The organism is Streptomyces sp. NPDC057302 (assembly GCF_042667685.1).
In the GTDB taxonomy this organism is placed as follows: Bacteria; Actinomycetota; Actinomycetes; order Streptomycetales; family Streptomycetaceae; genus Streptomyces.
In genome coordinates this window covers 37,408-58,430 of the sequence record NZ_JBHUZJ010000052.1, presented here as the reverse complement: position 1 = coordinate 58,430, position 21,023 = coordinate 37,408, and the positions used below count along the sequence as shown (strand labels likewise).

General features: G+C 71.6%; 7 protein-coding genes. 4 read left to right on the top strand and 3 right to left on the bottom strand.

All coding sequences use genetic code 11. The features are described 5' to 3' along the window. Positions 1–25 precede the first annotated feature (25 nt). Positions 26–889, bottom strand: coding sequence for an alpha/beta fold hydrolase (locus ACFUPX_RS29530; protein WP_383329234.1), 864 nt, complete (start codon positions 887–889; stop codon positions 26–28). Positions 890–1,013: 124 nt separating this feature from the next. Next, a complete protein-coding gene (locus ACFUPX_RS29525; protein ID WP_383329231.1) occupies positions 1,014–1,877 on the bottom strand; it encodes an SAM-dependent methyltransferase in 864 nt (287 codons plus the stop codon). A gap of 204 nt (positions 1,878–2,081) precedes the next feature. Here ACFUPX_RS29525 and ACFUPX_RS29520 point away from each other — a divergent pair, with 204 nt between their 5' ends. Both ACFUPX_RS29520 and ACFUPX_RS29515 read left to right on the top strand, forming a co-directional pair. Then, on the top strand, positions 2,082–3,614 hold the full coding sequence (locus tag ACFUPX_RS29520; protein ID WP_383329228.1) for a DHA2 family efflux MFS transporter permease subunit: 1,533 nt from the start codon (positions 2,082–2,084) through the stop codon (positions 3,612–3,614). Then, positions 3,592–4,203 carry a TetR/AcrR family transcriptional regulator gene (locus tag ACFUPX_RS29515; RefSeq protein WP_383329225.1) on the top strand — a complete coding sequence of 204 codons (612 nt, stop codon included), beginning with the start codon at positions 3,592–3,594 and terminating at the stop codon, positions 4,201–4,203. Before ACFUPX_RS29520 ends, ACFUPX_RS29515 begins: the two co-directional genes overlap by 23 nt. 265 nt (positions 4,204–4,468) lie before the next feature. On the opposite strand, the gene ACFUPX_RS29510 is transcribed toward ACFUPX_RS29515, so the two are convergent. Continuing rightward, a complete protein-coding gene (locus ACFUPX_RS29510) occupies positions 4,469–5,290 on the bottom strand; it encodes a thioesterase II family protein (protein ID WP_383329222.1) in 822 nt (273 codons plus the stop codon). A gap of 228 nt (positions 5,291–5,518) precedes the next feature. Between ACFUPX_RS29510 and ACFUPX_RS29505 the strand changes: the two genes are divergently transcribed. Next, positions 5,519–14,404 carry a beta-ketoacyl synthase N-terminal-like domain-containing protein gene (locus ACFUPX_RS29505; RefSeq protein WP_383329219.1) on the top strand — a complete coding sequence of 2,962 codons (8,886 nt, stop codon included), beginning with the start codon at positions 5,519–5,521 and terminating at the stop codon, positions 14,402–14,404. A 24-nt stretch (positions 14,405–14,428) separates the two neighbouring features. After that, positions 14,429–20,995 carry an SDR family NAD(P)-dependent oxidoreductase gene (locus tag ACFUPX_RS29500; RefSeq protein WP_383329261.1) on the top strand — a complete coding sequence of 2,189 codons (6,567 nt, stop codon included), beginning with the start codon at positions 14,429–14,431 and terminating at the stop codon, positions 20,993–20,995. Positions 20,996–21,023 lie beyond the last annotated feature (28 nt).

Here is a 21,023-nt window from a genome sequence, read left to right as displayed (position 1 = left end):
AGCGGCTCTAACCCCCGTCTTGCCGTCAGGCCGTCTCCACCGGGTGCGCGTTCGCGTCTCGAGCCAGCTGGAGGAGGTCCGCGGCGACCTGGTCGGGCGCGCCGGCGTGCAGATCGTGGTCGGTGCCGGGGTACCAGCGCAGGCTCACCTGGTCCAGGGCCGCCTCGGCGGCGCTCACCCAGTCGCGTACGGAGTCGGCCAGTTGGGGCATGGCAGGGATGACGGCAAGAAGCCGGACCGGCACGGTGATCTTGGGGTACCAGTCGCCGGGGGACTCGCGCTGGAGGCTGTCGACGATCGACATCACCTGAGTCGCGGTCAGACGGGGGATCAGCAGGCCGTCCGGGCTGAGGTGGTAGTCGGCGAGGCGCGCCTCGACGGCGGCGGGCGACCAGGCGGGGTGCGTGGACCTGAGGTAGGCGCGCATGTCGGCGGCGCTCGTCGTGCCTTCCTGCGCGCGCCGGACCACGTCGGCGGTGCGCTCCCAGAAGGCGCGCATCACCGGTCCGTCGAACTCGTACCAGCCGCCGTCGACCAGGGCCAGACCGGCCACCAGGCCGGGATGTTCCGCGGCCAGACGCAGGGCCAGGTGTCCGCCCCAGGAGTGTCCGGCCATCAGGACGTCCGACAGGCCCAGGGCGGCGAGCGCCTCGGCCAGGTCCGTGACGACGGCCGCGTTCTCGTAGCCGTCGGGCGGCGCGTCGGAGGCACCGTGCCCGCGCTGGTCGATGGCGTACACCGGGTGCCCGGCGGCGGCCAGCAGGTCGGCGACCTCGTCCCACATCCGGGCGTTCGACAGCATGCCGTGCAGCAGGACGAACGGCCGGTGCGCGGCCTGCGGCCCGCCCGCGGGCCGGTGCCGGACGTTGAGGGAGACGCTCTCTGACACGGGGATACGAAGGGATTTCACAGGCGGGCCCTTGGGATGGGGGGCGAGGCGATGACGTGGGGCGGGGACGGGGCCGGCCGTGCGCGGCGACGCACGGCCGGGGCCGGGTCCGGGCGGCACGGAGTCAGGGGCGCTGCGCCGTGGCGAAGATGTAGCCGAGCTCGGGCATCTTGCCGAGCGCTGCCTGGTTGTGCAGGAAGAGGTCGTATCCCTCGACGCCGATGATGTCGACGTACTCGTCCCGGTGGGCGCGGATCCACTCGACGTAGCCGTCGTAGGTCTTGGCGGTCTCACGGGTGATGTCGGTCAGCTCCAGGACCGTGAAGCCGGCCGCGCGGAAGATGCCGGGGTAGTCCCCGATGTCGGTCAGCGAGGCGTAGATGGTGGTGTCGCTGACGGTCGCGGTCCGCGGCTGGCCGGGGTCGGGGTTGAGATAGACCATGTCGGCGATGGGCATCCGCGCACCGGAGCACACCACGCGGTTCACCTGGGTGAGGACCTGCTGCTTGTCGGGCATGTGGAGCATGGACTCCAAGGCCCAGGCGTGGTCGAAGGAGCCGTTGTCGAACGGCAGGTTCATGGCGTCGATCTGCTCGAACCTGACCCGGTCGCCGAGGCCGGCCTCCTGCGCCCGCCGGTTGCCGCGCTCGACCTGCCGGGCGCTGACGGAGATGCCGACCACCTCGACGTCGCGGGCGCGGGCCAGCTGCATGGCCGGAGTGCCGTTGCCGCAGCCGACGTCGAGGATGCGGTCGCCGGGGCGCGGGTCGAGGCGCCGGATCATCTCGTCGGTCATCTGGACCATGGCCTGGTCGAACGTCGCCGTGTCGTTGTCGTCGAACCAGTAGCCGTAGTGCAGGTTGCCGTCCCCGAGCTGGGTCATCAGGTCGAAGACCTTGTGGTCGTAGTAGTCGCCGATCTTGCTGGGCTCGGGGGCGACGGTCTTGTTCACCGTCGGGGGCTTCTTGGTCGTCGCGTTCTTCGTCATGCCGCCAGCGTCACGGCGCCCCTGAGGCCGTCACAACCCCACCCCCGCCCCTCAACAACCCCACCCCGCCCCCACCCACCCCTTCTCGTGAAGGGGGTCCGTCGCGTTCTTGTCGGGATCCATACGGGGCCGGTGGTACCCAGCGGAAAAAAATGAGAGTACGCTCCGACTAGATATTGAACTCTCGTTAGGAGGTGGACTCTCGTGTCTGATCTGGGTTCCCGCAGGTGGTGGGCCGTCGGAGCGCTTGTGCTCGCGTCGATGGTCGTGGGCTTCGATGTGACGATCCTGAGCCTGGCGCTGCCGGCCATGGCCGACGACATGAACGCGAACAACGTCGAGCTCCAGTGGTTCGTCACGTCGTACACGCTGGTGTTCGCGGCCGGGATGATCCCCGCCGGGATGCTCGGGGACCGGTTCGGGCGCAAGAAGGTGCTGCTCACAGCCCTGGTGATCTTCGGCGTGGCCTCGCTGGCCTGCGCCTACTCCACGGACTCGGGCACTTTCATCGCCGCGCGTGCGGTGCTCGGCCTGGGCGCCGCGCTGATCATGCCGACCACGCTGTCGCTGCTGCCGGTGATGTTCTCCGACGAGGAGCGGCCCAAGGCGATCGGAGCCGTGGCGGGTGCGGCGATGCTCGCCTACCCCCTGGGGCCGATCCTGGGCGGGTACCTCCTCAACCACTTCTGGTGGGGATCGGTCTTCCTCATCAACGTGCCGGTCGTGATCCTCGCCTTCATGGCGGTGTCCGCGTGGCTGCCGGAGTCGAAGGCCAAGGAGGCCAAGCGGTTCGACGTGGGCGGCCTGGTGTTCTCCAGCGTCGGCCTGGCCGCGCTGACCTACGGAGTGATCCAGGGCGGCGAGAAGGGCTGGACGGACGTCACGACGCTGGCGCCGATGATCGGCGGTCTGCTCGCCCTGGTGGTGTTCGTGCTCTGGGAGAAGAGGGTGACCGACCCGCTGGTCGACCTGGCCCTGTTCCGCTCGGCACGGTTCACCTCGGGCACCGTGATGGGCACACTGATCAACTTCACCATGTTCGGTGTGCTGTTCACGATGCCGCAGTACTACCAGGCGGTCCTGGGCACCGACGCCATGGGCAGCGGATTCCGGCTCCTTCCGATGGTCGGCGGTCTGCTCGTGGGCGTGACGGTCGCCAACAAGGTCGCCAAGGCGGTCGGACCGAAGACCGCGGTCGGCATCGGCTTCGCGCTGCTGGCCGCCGCCCTGTTCTACGGCGCCACCACGGACACCAGCAGCGGCACAGGACTCGCGGCCGCGTGGACAGCGGCCTACGGACTCGGACTCGGCCTCGCGCTTCCCACGGTCATGGACTCGGCCCTCGGCGCGCTGTCGGAGGACAGTGCCGGTGTCGGCTCCGGCGTCAACCAGGCCATCCGTACGCTCGGCGGAAGCTTCGGTGCCGCCATCCTGGGATCCATCCTCAACTCCGGTTACCGCGGCCAGCTCGACCTTGACGGAGTGCCCGCAGCCGCCAAGGAGGCGACGCAGGACTCCGTGTTCGGTGGCCTGGGAGTGGCCAAGGCGATCAAGTCCTCGGATCTCGCCGACTCGGTGCGCTCCGCGTTCGTCCACGGTCTGGACATCGTCCTGGTGGTCTCCGCGGCCCTCGGCCTGGTCGGAGTGCTGCTGGCCGTCGTGTGGCTGCCGCGCAATGTTGGCCAGAGCACCCCGAAGACCGCAGAATCTGAGCATGAAGCCGCAGACGCAGTCTGACCAGGCCAAAACGGTGCCTGGCCTGAGAGAACGCAAGAAAGCCAGGACCAAGGCCGCAATCCAGCGGGAGGCGGTGCGGTTGTTCAGGGAACAGGGCTACTCGGCCACGACCATCGAGCAGATCGCCGAGGCCGCCGAGGTCGCTCCCAGCACCGTCTTCCGCTACTTCGCGACCAAGCAGGACCTGGTCTTCTCTCACGACTACGACCTGCCCTTCGCGATGATGTTCCAGGCACAGTCGCCCGACCTGACGCCGATTCAGGCCGAGCGGCAGGCGATCAGCTCGATGCTGAAGGACATCAGCGAGCAGGAACTGGCCCTGCAGCGTGAGCGGTGGGTGCTGATCATCTCGGAGCCGGAGCTCTGGGGGGCCAGCCTGGGCAACATCAGCCGGACCATGCAGGTGATGACCGAGCAAGTGGCCAAGCGGGCGGGACGCGCACCGGGCGATGCCTCGGTACGTGCCTACACCGGGGCCGTGTTCGGAGTGATGCTGCAGATCTCGCTGGAGTGGGCGAACGATCCGGAGATGGACTTCGCCACGGCCCTGGACGAGGCGCTGTACTGCCTGGAAGCCCTGAAGCCCTGAAGCCCTGACCAAGGCTGTCGCCGATATCGGACAGCCACCGAAGGAAGGGGCGGGACAGCACCCCGCCCCCACCAGAACGTCGTACGCGGCGGCCCCCCGTCCGCCACGTGCGGCCCCCGCGTGCCCCCGGAGCCAACCCGCGGGGCACGCGGGACCCCACAAGAAAAGACGACCGCGCGCGCCCACCGTCCCCCCGGCTGCCGCGTACGGTCCCCCCTGGCGCGCTCCGACCTCCCCCGGCCGAGCGCGCCAGGGACTTTCCCCGTCAGGTGCCCGTGACCGCCGGCGCCGTGGGGCGCCCCGCCCCCAGGGCGGCGGTGATGATGCCGGCCACCTGCTCCTGACAGGTGTCGAGATAGAAGTGGCCGCCGGGCAGCACCCGCAGGTCGAAGGCGGCGCTGGTGCGCTCCTGCCAGGTCGCGGCCTGCTCGGGCGAGGTCCGCCCGTCCGCGTCACCGATCAGCGCCGTGATCGGACAGCCGAGCCGCTCAGGACCGGGCGGCTGGTAAGTGCCCACGGCCCGGTAGTCGGCCCGCAGCGGCGGCAGGACGAGGGCCTGCAGCTCCGGGCTGCTGAAGAACCGCTCGTCGGTGCCGCCCATCGCCCGCAGATGCGCCAAGAGGTCCCCGTCGCCGAGCGCCCGCGCCGAGCCGGCCGGCCGGTAGGGCCGCGCGAGGCCCCCGGAGGCAAACAGGTGCGCCGGCAGACCGGGACCCGCCGAGTCACCAGGACCCGCCGTGTCCCGAAGCCGCCGCGCCACCTCGAAGGCGACGATGGCACCCAGACTGTGCCCGAACAGGGCGAACGGAAGCCCGTCGGAGGGCAGTTGGCCGACGACGCCGTCGGCGAGGGCGGCCACCGATTCCAGGCACGGCTCCTGATGACGGTCCTGCCGCCCCGGATACTGCACGGCCAGGACCTCGATGCCGGGGGCGAGCAGCCGCGAGAGACCGAAGAAGTAACTCGCCGAGCCGCCCGCGAACGGAAAACACACCAGCCGCACCGGTGCCCGCGCGGTGTCGTGGTACCGGCGCAACCACACCCCGGTCCCGGTCGTCCCCGCCGCCTGAACCGTGCCCCTGTCCATCGCTCTCCCTCTCGTCCTCGTCCCGCTGCCGGTGCCGCTCGCGGGCGATGCTGGCGGCAGGCCATAGCGCCCGGCTAAAGCGGCAGGCGGCAAGGCGCGGTTTGGTTCGCCTTTAGAGACCCCGCCCACGATGAGCCCGGTACTCGTAGCGATCTCCGATTTCGGACCGGGAGCGCCTTTAATGTTTTGTGGCAGCCAGTTGTCCCCCTCGCGACAGCAACTGACGTGATGGCCACGTCCTCCACCGGCACGGGTGTCAGCCACGAGCCGATCGCCGTCGTCGGGATGGCTTGCCGACTGCCCAAGGCGCCTGATCCGGCCACTTTCTGGCAGCTGCTGCGTGAGGGTCGCAGCGCTGTGGACGACGCCCCGCCCCGGCGTCGGCAGGAGGACTCGGGGCTGTACGGGCCTGGCGGCTACCTGGACCGCATCGACGGCTTCGACGCCGCCTTCTTCAACATCAGCCCGCGCGAAGCAGTGGCGATGGACCCGCAGCAGCGGCTGCTCCTCGAACTGAGCTGGGAGGCTCTCGAGGACGCGGGCATCCGCCCGCCGACCCTGGCACGAAGCCGCACCGGTGTCTTCGTGGGCGCGTTCTGGGACGACTACACCCACGTACTGCGGCGGCAGACGGCGCAGGGCGTCTCCCGGCACACCATGACCGGCGTGCACCGCAGCATTCTGGCCAACCGCGTCTCGTACACCTATCACCTGGCCGGGCCGAGTCTGACCGTGGACACCGCCCAGTCCTCCTCGCTGGTCGCCGTGCACCTGGCCTGCGAGAGCCTGGCGCGCGGCGAGTCCGAGCTCGCGTTCGCGGGCGGGGTCAACCTCAGCTGCTCCCCGGAGACCACGGAGCTTGCCGCGGCCCGCTTCGGCGGCCTCTCGGCGAGCGGCCGCTGCCACACCTTCGACGCACGCGCAGACGGTTTCGTACGCGGTGAAGGCGGCGGCCTCGTGGTGCTCAAGCCGCTCGCGGCGGCACTGCGCGACGGCGACACCGTGTACTGCGTGATCCGGGGCAGCGCCGTCAACAGCGACGGCGCCACCGACGGCCTGACCCTGCCCAGCGGGCAGGCGCAGCAGGACGTGGTGCGCCTCGCCTGCGAAGAGGCGGGGGTGCGGCCGGACGAGATCCAGTACGTCGAACTGCACGGCACCGGCACCCCGGTCGGGGACCCGATCGAGGCCGCCGCACTCGGCGCCGCCCTCGGCCGCGACAAGGCGCGCGCGACACCGCTGGCGGTCGGCTCCGCCAAGACGAACGTGGGCCACCTCGAAGCCGCCGCCGGGATCGTCGGACTGCTCAAGACGGCCCTGAGCATCCACCACCGGCAGTTGGTGCCGAGCCTGAATTTCACCACCCCCAATCCGGCCATCCCGCTGGGCGAGCTCGGTCTGGCCGTCCAGGAGGAACCGGGAGGCTGGCCGCGCCCCGATCAGCCCCTGATCGCCGGGGTGTCCTCCTTCGGCATGGGCGGCACCAACGCCCATCTCATCGTGGCCGCGGCACCCACCCGGCCCGTCGCCCCGGCACCGAAGGAGCCTGCCCGGCCCATGGCCGCGCCACCGGTGCCGTGGACGGTCAGCGCCCACAGCGCCCCCGCGCTGCGCGCACAGGCCGGCCGGCTGCGCGCACATCTGGCCGCCCGCCCCGCTCCCGACGCCGCGCAGGTGGGACACGCGCTGGCCGCCACCCGCGCACCTCTCGCCCACCGCGCGGTCCTGCTCGGCGGCGACACCACCGACCTGCTCGATTCCCTCGGCGCGCTGGCCGAAGGCGGCGAGAGCGCCTCCGTGGTGAGCGGCGAGGCGGACAACGACGGCAAGCTGGCCTTCCTGTTCAGCGGCCAGGGAGCACAACGCCTGGGCATGGGGCGTGAGTTGTACGCCGCGTTCCCGGTCTTCGCCGAGGCCCTCGACGAGGCGTTCGCGGCGCTCGACGTCCATCTGGACCGCCCGCTGCGCGAGATCGTCTTCGGTGGCGGCGACCGCGTTGGTGACGGCGACCCTGCTGCTGACGGCGGCGCTGCCCAGCAGCAGGCGCTGCTCGACCAGACCGCCTACACCCAGCCCGCGCTCTTCGCCATCGAGACGAGCCTGTACCGCCTGGTGACCTCCTTCGGCCTGAAGCCCGACTACCTACTGGGCCATTCGGTCGGCGAGATCGCCGCCGCCCACGTGGCCGGCTGCCTTTCGCTGGAGGACGCCAGTGCCCTCGTGACCGCACGCGGACGCCTCATGCAGGCGGTGCACGCGTCCGGCGCGATGGCGGCATGGCAGGCGAGCGCGGACGAGGCGGCCGACATGCTCGCCGGGCACGAGGAGTCCGCCACCGTGGCCGCCCTCAACGGCCCCGCCTCCGTGGTGATTTCCGGCGACCGCCACACCGTCGAGGAATTGACCGCCGCCTGGCGGGAACGCGGCCGCAAGGCGAGCCTCCTGAAGGTCAGTCACGCCTTCCACTCGCCGCACATGGACTCCGTACTCGACGACCTGCGCGCAGTCGCCGACCGCCTGACCTTCCGTACGCCGGTCATCCCTGTGGTCTCCAACGTCACGGGCCGGCCCGTGACCGGGGACGAGCTGGCCGGTGCGGACTACTGGGCGCGGCATGTGCGCGAGCCCGTGCAGTTCCTCGCGGGTGTGCGCGGGCTGTGCGAGAAGGGCGTGACCACCTTCGTGGAGCTCGGACCGGACGCGCCGCTGTCCGCGATGGCCCGCGAGTGCTTCCCCGTGGCCGCGGACACGAACCGACCGCGTCCCGCGGCCGTGGCGGTCTGCCGCCGAGGCCGCGACGAGCCGCTCACGTTGCTGACGGCCCTGGCGCAGGCGTATGTGCGCGGCGCCGACGTCGACTTCACGAGCGCCTGCGACGAGCCCGCCGCGGAGCGCCGCGTGAGCTTGCCCACGTACGCCTTCCAGCGCGAACGCCACTGGCCCGATGCGGCACCTGCCCTGGAACGGGCAACGCACGTCGAGGAAGCGGAGGCGGGGCGCGTCGAGGAAGCGGAGCACGCCGCTGGGCAGGCCGAGCACACGGTGCTCGCCGGGCGGCTCGCCGGGCTTTCGGTCGCCGACCAGGAGCGCACCCTGCTCGGTCTGGTCGCCAAGCAGGTGGCGGTGGTGCTCGGTTCCCCCTCCGGCACCGTCGAGACCGCCCGGACCTTCAAGCAGTTGGGCTTCGACTCGATGGCCGCCGCGGAGCTGAGCGAGCGGCTCGGCACGGTGACCGGCCTGCCGCTGCCCGCCACGCTCACCTTCGACCACCCGACCCCCCTGGCCGTCGCCGGACACCTGCGCGCGCAGATCACCGGTACGTCGGCCCAGGCCGCCTCCGTTCCCCTGCGCGCGAGCGATACCGACGTGGACGCGGGCACCGACGCGGACACGGATCCGGTCGTCATCGTGGCCATGAGCTGCCGGTATCCGGGCGGCGCCAATTCACCGGAGGACCTGTGGCGCCTTGTCGCCCAGGGAGGCGACGCGGTCGGTGCGTTCCCCACCGACCGCGGCTGGGACCTGGAGCGGCTCTTCCATCCCGATGCTGCGCAGTCGGGCACCAGCTCCACGCGCCAGGGCGGATTCCTCTACGACGCCGCCGACTTCGACGCGGAGTTCTTCGACATCAGCCCGCGCGAGGCACTGGCCATCGACCCGCAGCAGCGCCTGCTCCTGGAGTGCGCGTGGGAGGCGTTCGAACGGGCCGGCCTGGACCCGCGTGCGCTCAAGGGCAGCCCCACCGGCGTCTTCGTCGGCATGACCGGGCAGGACTACGGGCCGCGGCTGCACGAACCTTCCCAGTCCACCGACGGCTACCTCCTGACCGGCAACACCCCCAGCGTGGCCTCGGGCCGTCTCTCGTTCAGCTTCGGCCTGGAAGGTCCCGCCCTGACGGTGGACACCGCCTGCTCCTCCTCCCTGGTCACGCTGCATCTGGCGGCCCAGGCGCTGCGGCGCGGCGAGTGCGACCTGGCCCTGGCCGGGGGCGCCACCGTGCTTGCCGGACCGGGCATGTTCACCGAATTCTCCCGTCAGCGCGGGCTCGCCCCTGACGGACGCTGCAAGCCGTTCGCGGACGGCGCCGACGGCACGGGCTGGGCCGAGGGCGTCGGCCTGGTCCTCCTTGAACGTCAATCCGAGGCACGGCGCAAAGGCCACAAAGTCCTGGCCGTCCTTCGTGGCTCGGCCATCAACCAGGACGGTGCCAGCAACGGCCTGACCGCACCGAACGGCCCGTCTCAGCAGCGCGTCATCCGCGCCGCGCTCACGGACGCCCGTCTCGAGGCGGACGGGGTCGACGTGGTCGAGGCACACGGCACCGGCACCACGCTGGGCGACCCGATCGAGGCGCAGGCGCTGCTTGCCGTGTACGGGCAGGGCCGCCCGGCGGAACGGCCGTTGTGGCTGGGCTCGGTGAAGTCCAACATCGGTCATACGCAGGCCGCCGCCGGTGTGGCCGGTGTGATCAAGATGGTGATGGCGCTGCGGCGCGAACTGCTGCCCGCCACCCTGCACGTCGACGAGCCGAGCGGGCACGTGGACTGGTCCGCGGGTGCGGTACGGCTGCTCACCGAGCCGGTCGCCTGGGCGCGCGGCGAACGTCCGCGCCGTGCCGCGGTGTCCTCCTTCGGCATCTCCGGTACGAACGCGCATCTGGTTCTGGAAGAGGCGCGGCAGGAGGCGCAGGAGGAGGGAACGGAGCAGGAGGAAGGGCCGGGATCCGTGGACGGCGCGGTGGTGCCGTGGGTGGTATCCGGCCGCACCGCGGAGGCGCTGCGCGAACAGGCCCGCCGCCTGGACGAGTTCGCGGCCGAGGGTGCGTCCACGGTGGATGTGGGCCGGTCGCTGGCCACCACGCGGTCGGTGTTCGAGCACCGGGCGGTGGTCGTGGGCCGTGATCGGGAAGCACTCCTTGCCGGACTCGCGGCGCTGGCCGAGGGCAAGGTGTCGCCGGACGTGGTGTCAGGAGCGGCGGCCGGTGCCCCCGGTCCGGGGCCGGTCCTCGTGTTTCCGGGGCAGGGCTCGCAGTGGGTGGGCATGGGCGCTCAACTCCTGGCGGAGTCAACGGTGTTCGCGGCACGGATCGCCGAATGCGAGCAGGCTCTCTCTCCGTACGTCGACTGGTCCCTGGCCGAAGTGCTGAGCGGAGACGGCAGCGAACTGTCGCGCGTGGAGGTCGTGCAGCCGGCCCTGTGGGCGGTCATGGTCTCGTTGGCCGCCATGTGGGCCGAGTACGGGGTCATCCCGGCCGCGGTCGTCGGCCACTCCCAGGGCGAGATCGCCGCGGCCTGCGTGGCCGGTGCGCTCACCCTGGAGGACGGCGCCAAGATCGTGGCGCTGCGCAGCCTCGCGCTCAGGAAACTCTCCGGGTCCGGCGCGATGGCCTCCCTCGGGGTGGGTCAGGAGCAGGCCGCGAAGCTCATCGACGGGCACCCCGGGGTGGGCATCGCAGCGGTCAACGGGCCCTCCTCCACAGTCATTTCGGGCCCACCGGACCAGGTGGCCGCCGTGGTGGCCGACGCCGAGGCGCGCGAGATGCGGGGCCGCGTCATCGACGTGGACTACGCCTCGCACAGTCGGCAGGTCGACGCCATCACCGATGAACTGACCCGCACCTTGGCGGGCATCCGCCCCGCATCGGCCTCCGTCGCGTTCTACTCGGCGGTGACCGGATCCCGGATCGACACCGAGGGTCTGGACACCGACTACTGGGTCACCAATCTGCGCCGACCGGTCCGCTTCGCCGACGCCGTCGCCGCGCTCCTCACCGACGGCCACCGGATCTTCATCGAGTCCAGCAGCCACCCGGTGCTGACGCTGGGCCTGCAGGAAACCTTCGAAGAGGCAGACATCGACGCCGCAGTCACCGTCCCCACGCTGCGACGCGAGGACGGCGGACTGTCCCGCCTCGGCCTCTCGCTGGCACAAGCCTTCACCGCCGGGTGCGCGGTCAGGTGGGCGAGCTGGTTCCCGGCCACGCGCACCGCCGCCCTCGAATTGCCCACGTATGCCTTCCAGCGTTCCCGCTACTGGCTGGATGCCCCGGTCGGCACCCAGGACGCGGCCGGTCTGGGCCTGGCCACGGCCGGGCACCCGCTCCTCGGCGCGGCCGCCGACCTCGCCGAGGGCGGCATACGCCTGTTCACCGGCCGCATCAGCCGGCACAGCCACCCGTGGCTCGCGCAGCACACGCTCTTCGGTCACGCCGTCGTGCCCGCATCGGTCCTCACGGAGTGGGCGCTGCGGGCCGCGGACGAAGCCGGGTGCGCGGCCATCGACGACCTCACGCTCGAGTCCCCGCTGGTGCTGCCCGAAGCCGCGGGTGTGCAGGTGCAGATCGTGGTGGGCCCGGACGACCGGCAGGGCGGGCAGCGTCAGCGTGACCTCCACATCTACGCCCGTCCTGACGGGGCGGCAGCCCTCGACGGGGACGCGCCCTGGACCTGCCACGCCAGGGGTCAGCTGGTCGCCGAGTCTCCTGGGCAGCCGACCGCGAAGGCTCCGGACGCGGTGTGGCCGCCGTCCGGCGCCGAACCCGTCGACCTGAGCGGCTTCTACGAGCGCGCGGACGCGACCGGTGTCGGCTACGGTCCCGTCTTCCAGGGGCTGCGCGCCCTGTGGCGACGGGGTGCGGAGCTGTTCGCCGAGGCGGTACTGCCGCAAGAGGCACCTGACGCCGACGGATTCGGCATCCACCCCGCCCTCCTCGACGCCGTACTGCAACCGGCGGTCCTTGGTGTGCGCCCACCCGAGGCCGGTCAGGTGTGGCTCCCCTTCGCGCTGAGCGGGGTGTCCCTGTGGGCGACCGGCGCGACCTCCGTGCGTGTGCGTCTTTCGCCGCTGGACGGTCAAGCGGATCAAGCGGATCGAGTGGATCGAGTGGAAGGAGCGGGAGGAGCGGAGCGGGCGAAGTCGGCGGGATCGGAGGGGGAGCCCGGGGGCTTCGCCGACCAGGCCGGGCGTACTTGGCAGGTAAGTGTCAGTGATCCGACCGGGGCCGACGTACTCACCTGCGAGGGGCTCGTCCTCGTAGCGGCGGAATCGCGGCAGCTGCGGGCCGTCGGCGAGCGCACTCCCGATCTGTACGCGCTGCGGTGGATCCCGGTATCGGCCTCGGTACCGGCCTCGGTACAGGCGCAGGGTTCGGCCTCGGACCCGGCCGACCCGTCCACTTGGGCGAGCCTGGGTGAGGAGTACTCGGGCCTGGATGCCCTGATGGCGGCCCTGGACTCCGGGGCTCCGGCTCCGCCCGTCGTCCTTGCCACCACCGGCGGCAGCTTGACCGGGGACGAGGCAGCCGACGGCTTGGTCGCGGCGGAGCGGACCGACACGTTGATCGAGCGCTGGCTCGCCGACGCGCGCCTCGCCGGCACCCGTCTGGTGCTGACCACCCATGGTGCAGTCGCCACCGGCGACGGACGTCTCCCAGCCCCTGCGGCCGCCGCGGTCTGGGGCCTCGTCCGCAACGCGCAGGCCCAACACCCCGGCCACTTCATCCTCATCGACACCGACACCGACACGGGTGCTGGGATCGGGGCAGGCGCGGAGGCGCTGGAGCAAGCCGTGGCAACGGCGATCGCAGCCGACGAGCCCCAACTCGCCCTGCGCGCCGGTCGGGTCCTTGCACCCCGCTTTGCACCCCCCACTCAGCCCGCCGTGGACGAGCCGCAGCCGCTCGACCCGGAAGGCACCGTGCTGCTCACGGGGTCCGCCGGTGGCCTGGTAGGCGCGCTCGCCGAATATCTCGTACACACCGGGCAGTCAAGGAACCTGCTCATCGTCTCCGGTGGCGTGGGCGGTGAACTCGCGGAGGTTGCGGACCGGTTGATGGAGCAGGGTGCCACCGTTCAGTTGGCTGCCGCGGACGTGGCCGACGCGTCCGCCTTCGCCGAAACCATCGTGGAAGCCATCGCCGGTATCGACGCGAACCACCCCCTCACCGGAGTCATCCACGCCACCGCCACCGCCACCGACACCGACACCGACAACGAGACCGCCGCCAACCCCGCCGGCGACACTGCTACGGACAAGGACGCCTCCCTGCACGGCGCGTTCGGCCGGACATGGGCGGCGACGGCAGGGGCCGCGGCTGCCCTGGCCGCCGCGACGGCCCACTTGCCCCGGCCCCTCGCCCTGTTCGCCCACCTTTCCCCGGCCCAGGCGGCCCTCGGCATCCCCCAGCCGGCGGCAGACGCCGCAGCCGACGCCTTCTGCGAGGCACTCGCCCTGCAGCGGCACGTAACCGGCACGACAGGTCTGGCCCTGGCCTACGGACCGCCCGCCGCCCCGAGGCCCGGCATCCAGGAGACGGCACCCGGCCAGGTGCCCGCCCTGCTCGACACCGCACGCGCGCATGGCGGCCCCCTCCTGCTGGCGGTTCCGCTGGCAGCCCGAGCCCTGGCCGCAGAGGGCGCCGCGACCCTGCCCGCACCGCTGCGTGCCCTGGTCGCCGCGCAGACCCCCGTCCGGCGCACCGCCGCGAGCCGCAGGCCTCCCACGGACTGGGCAGGCCGCCTGGCCCCCCTGTCCGCCGCCGAACAGCTGCGCCTGCTCATCGATGCCGTACGCACGCACGCCGCCGGAGTCCTCGGCCGCACCGACCCGGGCGCGCTGCGCGGCGACGCGACGTTCAAGCAACTGGGTCTGGACTCGCTGACCGCAGTCGAGCTGCGCAACCGGCTGGTCGAGGACACCGGACTGCGCCTGCCCACCGCCCTCGTCTTCCGATACCCCACCCCCGCGGCCATCGCCGGGCACCTGCGCGAGCGGCTGACCGGGCAGGACAAGGACAAGGACCACGTCGGCGGGGAAGCCCCCCAAGCGCCCAGCGGACCTCTTACCGCCGGGTCCGTGCTGAGCGACCTGACCCGTATGGAGAACACGCTGACCGCGGCCGCCGACCAGCTTCCCCACGGGGACACGGGCGAGATCACCACCCGGCTCGAGGCGCTCCTGGCCCGGTGGAAGACCACGAACATCGGGGCGGACGACGACAGCGCCGCCCATCGGCTCAAGGCCGCGTCCGCGGATCAGATCTTCGACTTCATCGACAACGAGCTTGGTGTCACGCACGACACCTCGCGCGCGACCCCCACTCCGAAGGCCGGGTGACCCCACATGGCTAGCGAAGAGCAACTGGTCGAATATCTGCGCCGGGTGACCACCGAACTCCACGACACGCGGCAGCGCCTGTTGCAGGCGGAGGACCGACGGCAGGAACCGGTGGCCCTGGTCGGCATGGCCTGCCGCTTCCCGGGCGGCGTGGCCTCGCCGGAGGATCTGTGGGACCTGGTCGCTGCGGGCAAGGACGCGATCGAGGACTTCCCCACGGACCGGGGCTGGGACCTGGAGGGGCTCTACCACCCCGACCCCGCCCACTACGCCACCAGTTACGTGCGCCACGGCGGGTTCGTGGACGACGCGAGCTCCTTCGACGCCGACTTCTTCGGCATCAGCCCGCGCGAGGCGCTGGCGATGGATCCGCAGCAGCGCTTGATGCTGGAGACGTCCTGGGAGCTGTTCGAGCGCTCCGGCATCGACCCCGTCACCCTCAAGGGCAGTCGCACCGGCGTCTACGCCGGGGTGTCCAGCGAGGACTACATGTCCCAACTGCCGCGCATCCCCGAGGGGTTCGAAGGACACGCCACCACCGGCAGCCTCACCAGCGTCATCTCGGGCCGGGTGGCCTACAACTACGGCCTGGAAGGGCCCGCGGTCACCGTCGACACGGCCTGCTCCGCCTCCCTGGTGGCGATCCACCTGGCAGGCCGGGCGCTGCGCCAGCGCGAGTGCGACCTGGCCGTCGCGGGCGGTGTGCTCGTGCTGTCCAGCCCTCTGATGTTCACCGAGTTCTCCCGTCAGCGCGGGCTGGCCCCCGACGGCCGCTGCAAGCCGTTCGCAGCCGCGGCCGACGGCACCGGCTTCTCCGAGGGCATCGGCCTCATCCTGCTCGAACGGCTCTCCGACGCCCGCCGCAACGGCCACAACATCTTGGCCGTCATCCGCGGCTCCGCCGTCAACCAGGACGGCGCGAGCAACGGCCTGACCGCCCCCAACGACGCCGCGCAGGAACAGGTCATCCGTGCCGCCCTGGCCGACGCCCGGCTGGCCCCAGCCGATGTGGACGCGGTCGAGGCGCACGGTACCGGCACCAAGCTCGGGGACCCCATCGAGGCCGGAGCCCTGCTCGCCACCTACGGCCAGCACCGCGATCGCCCTCTCCTGCTCGGCTCCCTCAAGTCGAACATCGGCCACACCCACGCCACCGCCGGTGTGGCGGGCGTCATCAAGACCGTCATGGCGATCCGCAACGGCGTGGTGCCCGCCACCCTCCACGTCGAGGACCTGAGCCCGCATGTCGACTGGGACGCCGGAGCGGTCGAGGTGGTCACCGAGCCCACTATGTGGCCCGACACCGGCCACGCCCGTCGCGCCGGGGTCTCGGCGTTCGGGATCTCGGGTACGAACGCACATCTGATCCTGGAGCAGGCGCCTACGCCGGACGAGGAGTCCGACGAGGTCGTGCGGCGAAAGTCACCGGAGCCCTCGCAGGGTTCGGTGGTTCCGTGGGTGGTCTCCGGCCGGACCGAGGACGCACTGCGCGAACAGGCCCGCCGCTTGGGTGAGTTCGTGGCGGGCGACGCCGAGGCGCTGCCCGCGGAGGTCGGCTGGTCGCTGGCCACGACGCGGTCGGTGCTGGAACACCGGGCCGTGGTGGTGGGCCGGGATCGCGAGGCGCTGAGTGCTGGGCTTGAGGCGTTGGCTTCGGGTGAGGCGAGTGCCGGTGTGGTGTCGGGGGTGGCTGGGGACGTAGGGCCTGGTCCGGTGCTGGTGTTTCCGGGACAGGGTTCGCAGTGGGTGGGCATGGGTGCCCAGCTGCTTGATGAGTCGCCGGTGTTCGCGGCGCGTATCGGTGAGTGTGAGCGGGCTCTTTCGCCGTACGTGGAGTGGTCGCTGACCGGGGTGTTGCGCGGGGATGGCGCGGAGCTGTCGCGGGTGGAGGTTGTGCAGCCGGTGCTGTGGGCGGTCATGGTCTCACTGGCTGCTGTGTGGGCCGACCACGGGATCACCCCGGCCGCGGTCATCGGCCACTCACAGGGCGAGATGGCCGCCGCGTGTGTGGCCGGGGCGCTGTCTCTGGAGGATGCGGCACGCATTGTGGCTGTACGCAGTGACGCGCTGCGGCAGTTGGCCGGGCACGGCGACATGGCCTCTGTGGGCACGGGGGCCGAGCAGGCTGCTGAGCTGATCGGAGACCGGCCCGGAGTATGCATCGCCGCTGTCAACGGGCCCTCCTCTACGGTGATTTCTGGGCCGCCCGAGCACGTCGCTGCGGTGGTCGCCGAGGCCGAGGCACGCGGCCTGCGGGCCCGCGTCATCGACGTCGGCTACGCCTCCCATGGACCGCAGATCGACCAACTCCGCGACGAACTCACCGAACGGTTGAGCGGCATCCGGCCCACGGCCACCGAGGTGGCGTTCTACTCCACGGTTACCGCTGAACGTACCGACACGACTGCCCTGGACACCGAGTACTGGGTCACCAACCTGCGCCAACCAGTCCGGTTCGCGGACACCATTCAGGCCCTGCTCGAAGACGGCTACCGCCTCTTCATCGAAGCCAGCCCCCACCCCGTACTCAACCTCGGCATGGAAGAGACCATCGAACAGGCGCAGATATCCGCCTCCGTGGTCCCCACCCTCCGCCGTCACCACGGCGACACGACTCAACTCGCTCGGTCCGCCGCCCAGGCCTTCACCGCGGGCGCGGACATCGACTGGCGTCGCTGGTTCCCGACCGACCCCACCCCCCGCACCATCGACCTGCCCACCTACGCCTTCCAGCGTCGCCGCTACTGGCTTGCCGACACCGTGGGGCGTGACGCTGATGGGGCTCGGGCCGGGTCGGGGCACGCGCAGTTGCCCACCGCTGTCGCCCTCGCCGACGGGGGAGTGGTGCTCAACGGCAGGGTCTCGGCCAAGAGCGGTGACTGGCTGAGTGGGCATGTGGTGGCGGGCACGACGCTTGTGCCGGGTGCCGCGCTGGTGGAGTGGGTGCTGCGGGCTGCCGACGAGGCGGGCTGCCCCACTCTGGAGGAACTGACCCTTCAGGCACCGCTCGTGTTGCCCGAAACCGGTGGCCTACAGGTCCAGGTCGTCGTGGGCGCGGCGGACGAGCAGGGCCGACGCGACGTACGCGTACATTCGCGTCCGGAGCAGGACGCGGCGGTGTGGGTGTGTCACGCCGTGGGTGAGCTCGGCCGCGAGTCGGCTGTCCGGCCGTCCCAGCAGGTCGGGCAGTGGCCCCCGCCGAATGCCGAGCCGGTGGACGTGACCGGCTTCTACGAGCGAGTCGCCGCTGACGGATACGCATACGGCCCCGCGTTCCAGGGCCTGCGGACGCTGTGGCGGCACGGTCAGGATCTGCTGGCCGAGGTCGAGCTGCCCGAGCAGGCCGGTTCGTCGTCCGGATTCGGGATCCACCCTGCCCTGCTGGACGCCGCCTTGCACCCGCTCCTCGCGCAGCGAAGCCAGGCGGCGTCCGATGACGGGCAGGTGCTGCTGCCGTTCACCTGGGGCGGTGTTTCGCTGTGGGCCACCGAAGCGACCACCGTGCGGGTACGGCTTGCGGGGCTGAGCGGGGGCGCCGAGGAGACCGTGCGCCTGACGGTGACCGACCCCGCCGGCGGCCCTGTGGTGGACGTGGCGGAGCTGCGGTTGCGGTCGACCAGTGCCCAGCAGGTGCGGGCCGCCGCCGCGGGGGCGGGCACGGACGGGCTCTACGAACTGCGGTGGAATCCGCTCGCGCTGCCGGCTGCCGTGGACGGCCGTGGAGCGGTCGGCAACGCCGCTTCGGTGACCCTTGGCGATCTCGACTTGGGCCTGGAGAGTTACCGGGACATGAGTGCGCTCGCCGACGCCACGGCTTCCGGCACTCCCGCGCCCGACACGATCCTTGCGGCCGTTGACCCCACCAGTGAGGACGAACTCGCCGTCACAGTAGGCGTATTGGCACTCGTTCAGGAATTCCTGGGAGCGCCGAGCCTTGAGCAGGCGCGGCTCGTGCTGGCGACGCGTGGCGCGGTTGATGTGGCCGACCTAGGAGACGGCACAGGGACAGGCGAAGGCGCGGGCACGCTGCGTGCGCCCGACCTGGCGGGTGCGGCCGTGTGGGGTCTCGTGCGCAGTGCGCAGTCGGAGAACCCGGGGCGGTTCGTGCTGCTGGACACCGACGGGCCGCTCACTCCCGCGAGCCACGACTTCGTCGTGGACGCGGTGCGGTGCGCCGTGGACGCACAGGAGCCGCAAGTGGCCCTGCGCGGCGACCGGGTGTTCGTCCCCAGGTGGGCGCGGGCCACCGAACCCGCGGAGCTGGCGGGGCCTGACGGGACGCCGGCCTGGCGCCTTGTGGGCGGGCGGACCGGAACGCTGGACGCCGTCACGGCGGTCGCCTGCGAGGAGGTGCTGCTGCCGCTGGAGCCGGGGCAGGTCCGCATCGCCGTACACACGGCAGGCGTCAATTTCCGCGACGTGCTGATCGCGCTGGGAATGTACCCGGACGCGGGCGCACTGCCGGGTACCGAGGCGGCCGGTGTGGTGACCGGGATCGGGCAGGGCGTCACGCATCTGTCGGTCGGCGACCGCGTGATGGGAATGGCGGACGGCGTGTTCGGGCCGTGGGCGGTCGCTGACGCGCGGATGCTGGCCCCCGTCCCCGAGGGATGGGACATGCGGCAGTCGGCCGCTGCTCCGGCGGCGTTCCTGACGGCTTGGTACGGCCTTGTGGAGTTGGGTCGTCTGCGGGCGGGCGAGTCGGTGTTGATCCATGCCGGTACGGGTGGTGTGGGGATGGCGGCGGTGCAGATCGCCCGTCATCTGGGTGCTGAGGTGTATGCCACAGCGAGTCCTGCCAAGCATGGTGTGTTGGAGGGCATGGGTGTCGATGCCGCTCATCGTGCTTCCTCGCGCGACCTGGAGTTCGAGGAGTCGATCCGCCGGGCCACCGGTGGGCGAGGAGTCGACGTCGTACTCAACAGCCTCACCGGTGAACTCCTTGACGGATCACTGCGGTTGCTGGGCAGGGGCGGCCGGTTCCTTGAGATGGGCAAGAGCGACGTACGCGATCCCGAGCTGGTCGAGCTCGAGTACCGCGGGGTGGAGTACACGGCATTCGACCTGGTCGCCGATGCCGGGCCGGACCTGATCAAGGTCATGATGAGTGAACTGGGCGAGCGGTTCGCCTCCGGCGCCCTCGCACCCCTGCCCGTACGCGCGTGGCCGTTGGGCCGGGCGCGGGAGGCGTTCCGTTTCATGAGCCAGGCCAGGCACACCGGCAAACTGGTCCTCGACGTGCCCGCCCCGCTCGACCCCGACGGCACCGTCCTCATCACCGGCGGCACCGGCACCATCGGCGCAGCCGTGGCCGAACACCTGGCACGTACCGGCGAGAGCGCCCACCTGCTGCTGGTCAGCCGCAGTGGCTCCGCCGCCGACGGCGCGGCCGAGTTGGCCGCCCGCCTGGAAGCCCTGGGAGCAGAGGCCACCTTCGTGGCGGCCGACCTGAGTGAGCCCGGTGCGGTGGCCGAACTGATCGCCGGGGTCGATCCTGCGCATCCGCTGACCGGTGTGGTGCACGCCGCCGGGGTGCTCGACAACGCCCTGATCGGCTCGCAGAGCCCCGAGCGGCTTGCCCGCGTGTGGGCGGCCAAGGCGGCTGCCGCACGTCAACTGCACGAGGCGACAAGGGAGATGAGGCTGGCCATGTTCGTGATGTTCTCCTCCTTCGCCTCCACGCTGGGCACACCAGGGCAGGCCAACTACGCGTCGGCCAACGCCTATTGCGACGCCCTCGCCGTGCACCGCCGGGCACAGGGCCGGGCGGGCCTGTCCGTGGCATGGGGGCTGTGGGAGGCCGCCAGCGGTCTGACCGGGACACTGTCCGCGGCCGACCGGGCCCGCATCGACCGCTACGGCATCAAGCCGACCAGCGCGGCGCGGGGTTGTGCGCTGCTGGCCGCGGCCTTCGCCCATGGGCGGCCGGACCTGCTCGCCCTGGATCTGGACGCCCGTGTCCCGGCGAGCTCAGATGCGGCGGTCCCCGCCGTCCTGCGCGCCCTGGCGGCAGCCGGTGCGCCCACCACCGCCCGCCCCACGGCGGCAGCGGTCGGCGAGGCAGCGGACTGGCCCGCCAGGCTCGCCGCCCTGACCGGCGAGGAACGACTGGAGCTGATGGCCCGCCTGGTGCGCACCCACGCGGCCGGCGTGCTCGGCCATGCCGATCCGAACGCCGTGCAGCTGGACACGCCCTTCAAGGACCTCGGCTTCGACTCGCTGACCGCCGTCGAGCTGCGCAACCGGCTCGCCGCGGCGACCGGTCTGAAGCTGCCCGCGGCCCTGGTCTTCGACTATCCGCAGACCCAGGGGCTCGCCGCCCATCTGGTCCAGCGCCTGGCTCCCGACGGCGCACCGGCCCCGTCCGGTGATGTGACCGCCCAGGTCCTGCGGGAAGTGGCCCGGGTCGAGCACGCCCTCTCCGACGCCGTCGCGCAGGGCCTGGACCAGGCGGCCGTCGCGGCCCGCCTGGAGGAGCTGCTCGCCCGCTTCACGACGGCGGCGGACGGTGACGACGGCGCGGTGGACCAACTGGAGGCAGCCACGGCCGAGCAAGTCCTTGACTTCATAGACAACGAACTGGGGGTGTGAGGCGCGTGTCGGCCGAACACCTGGGGAC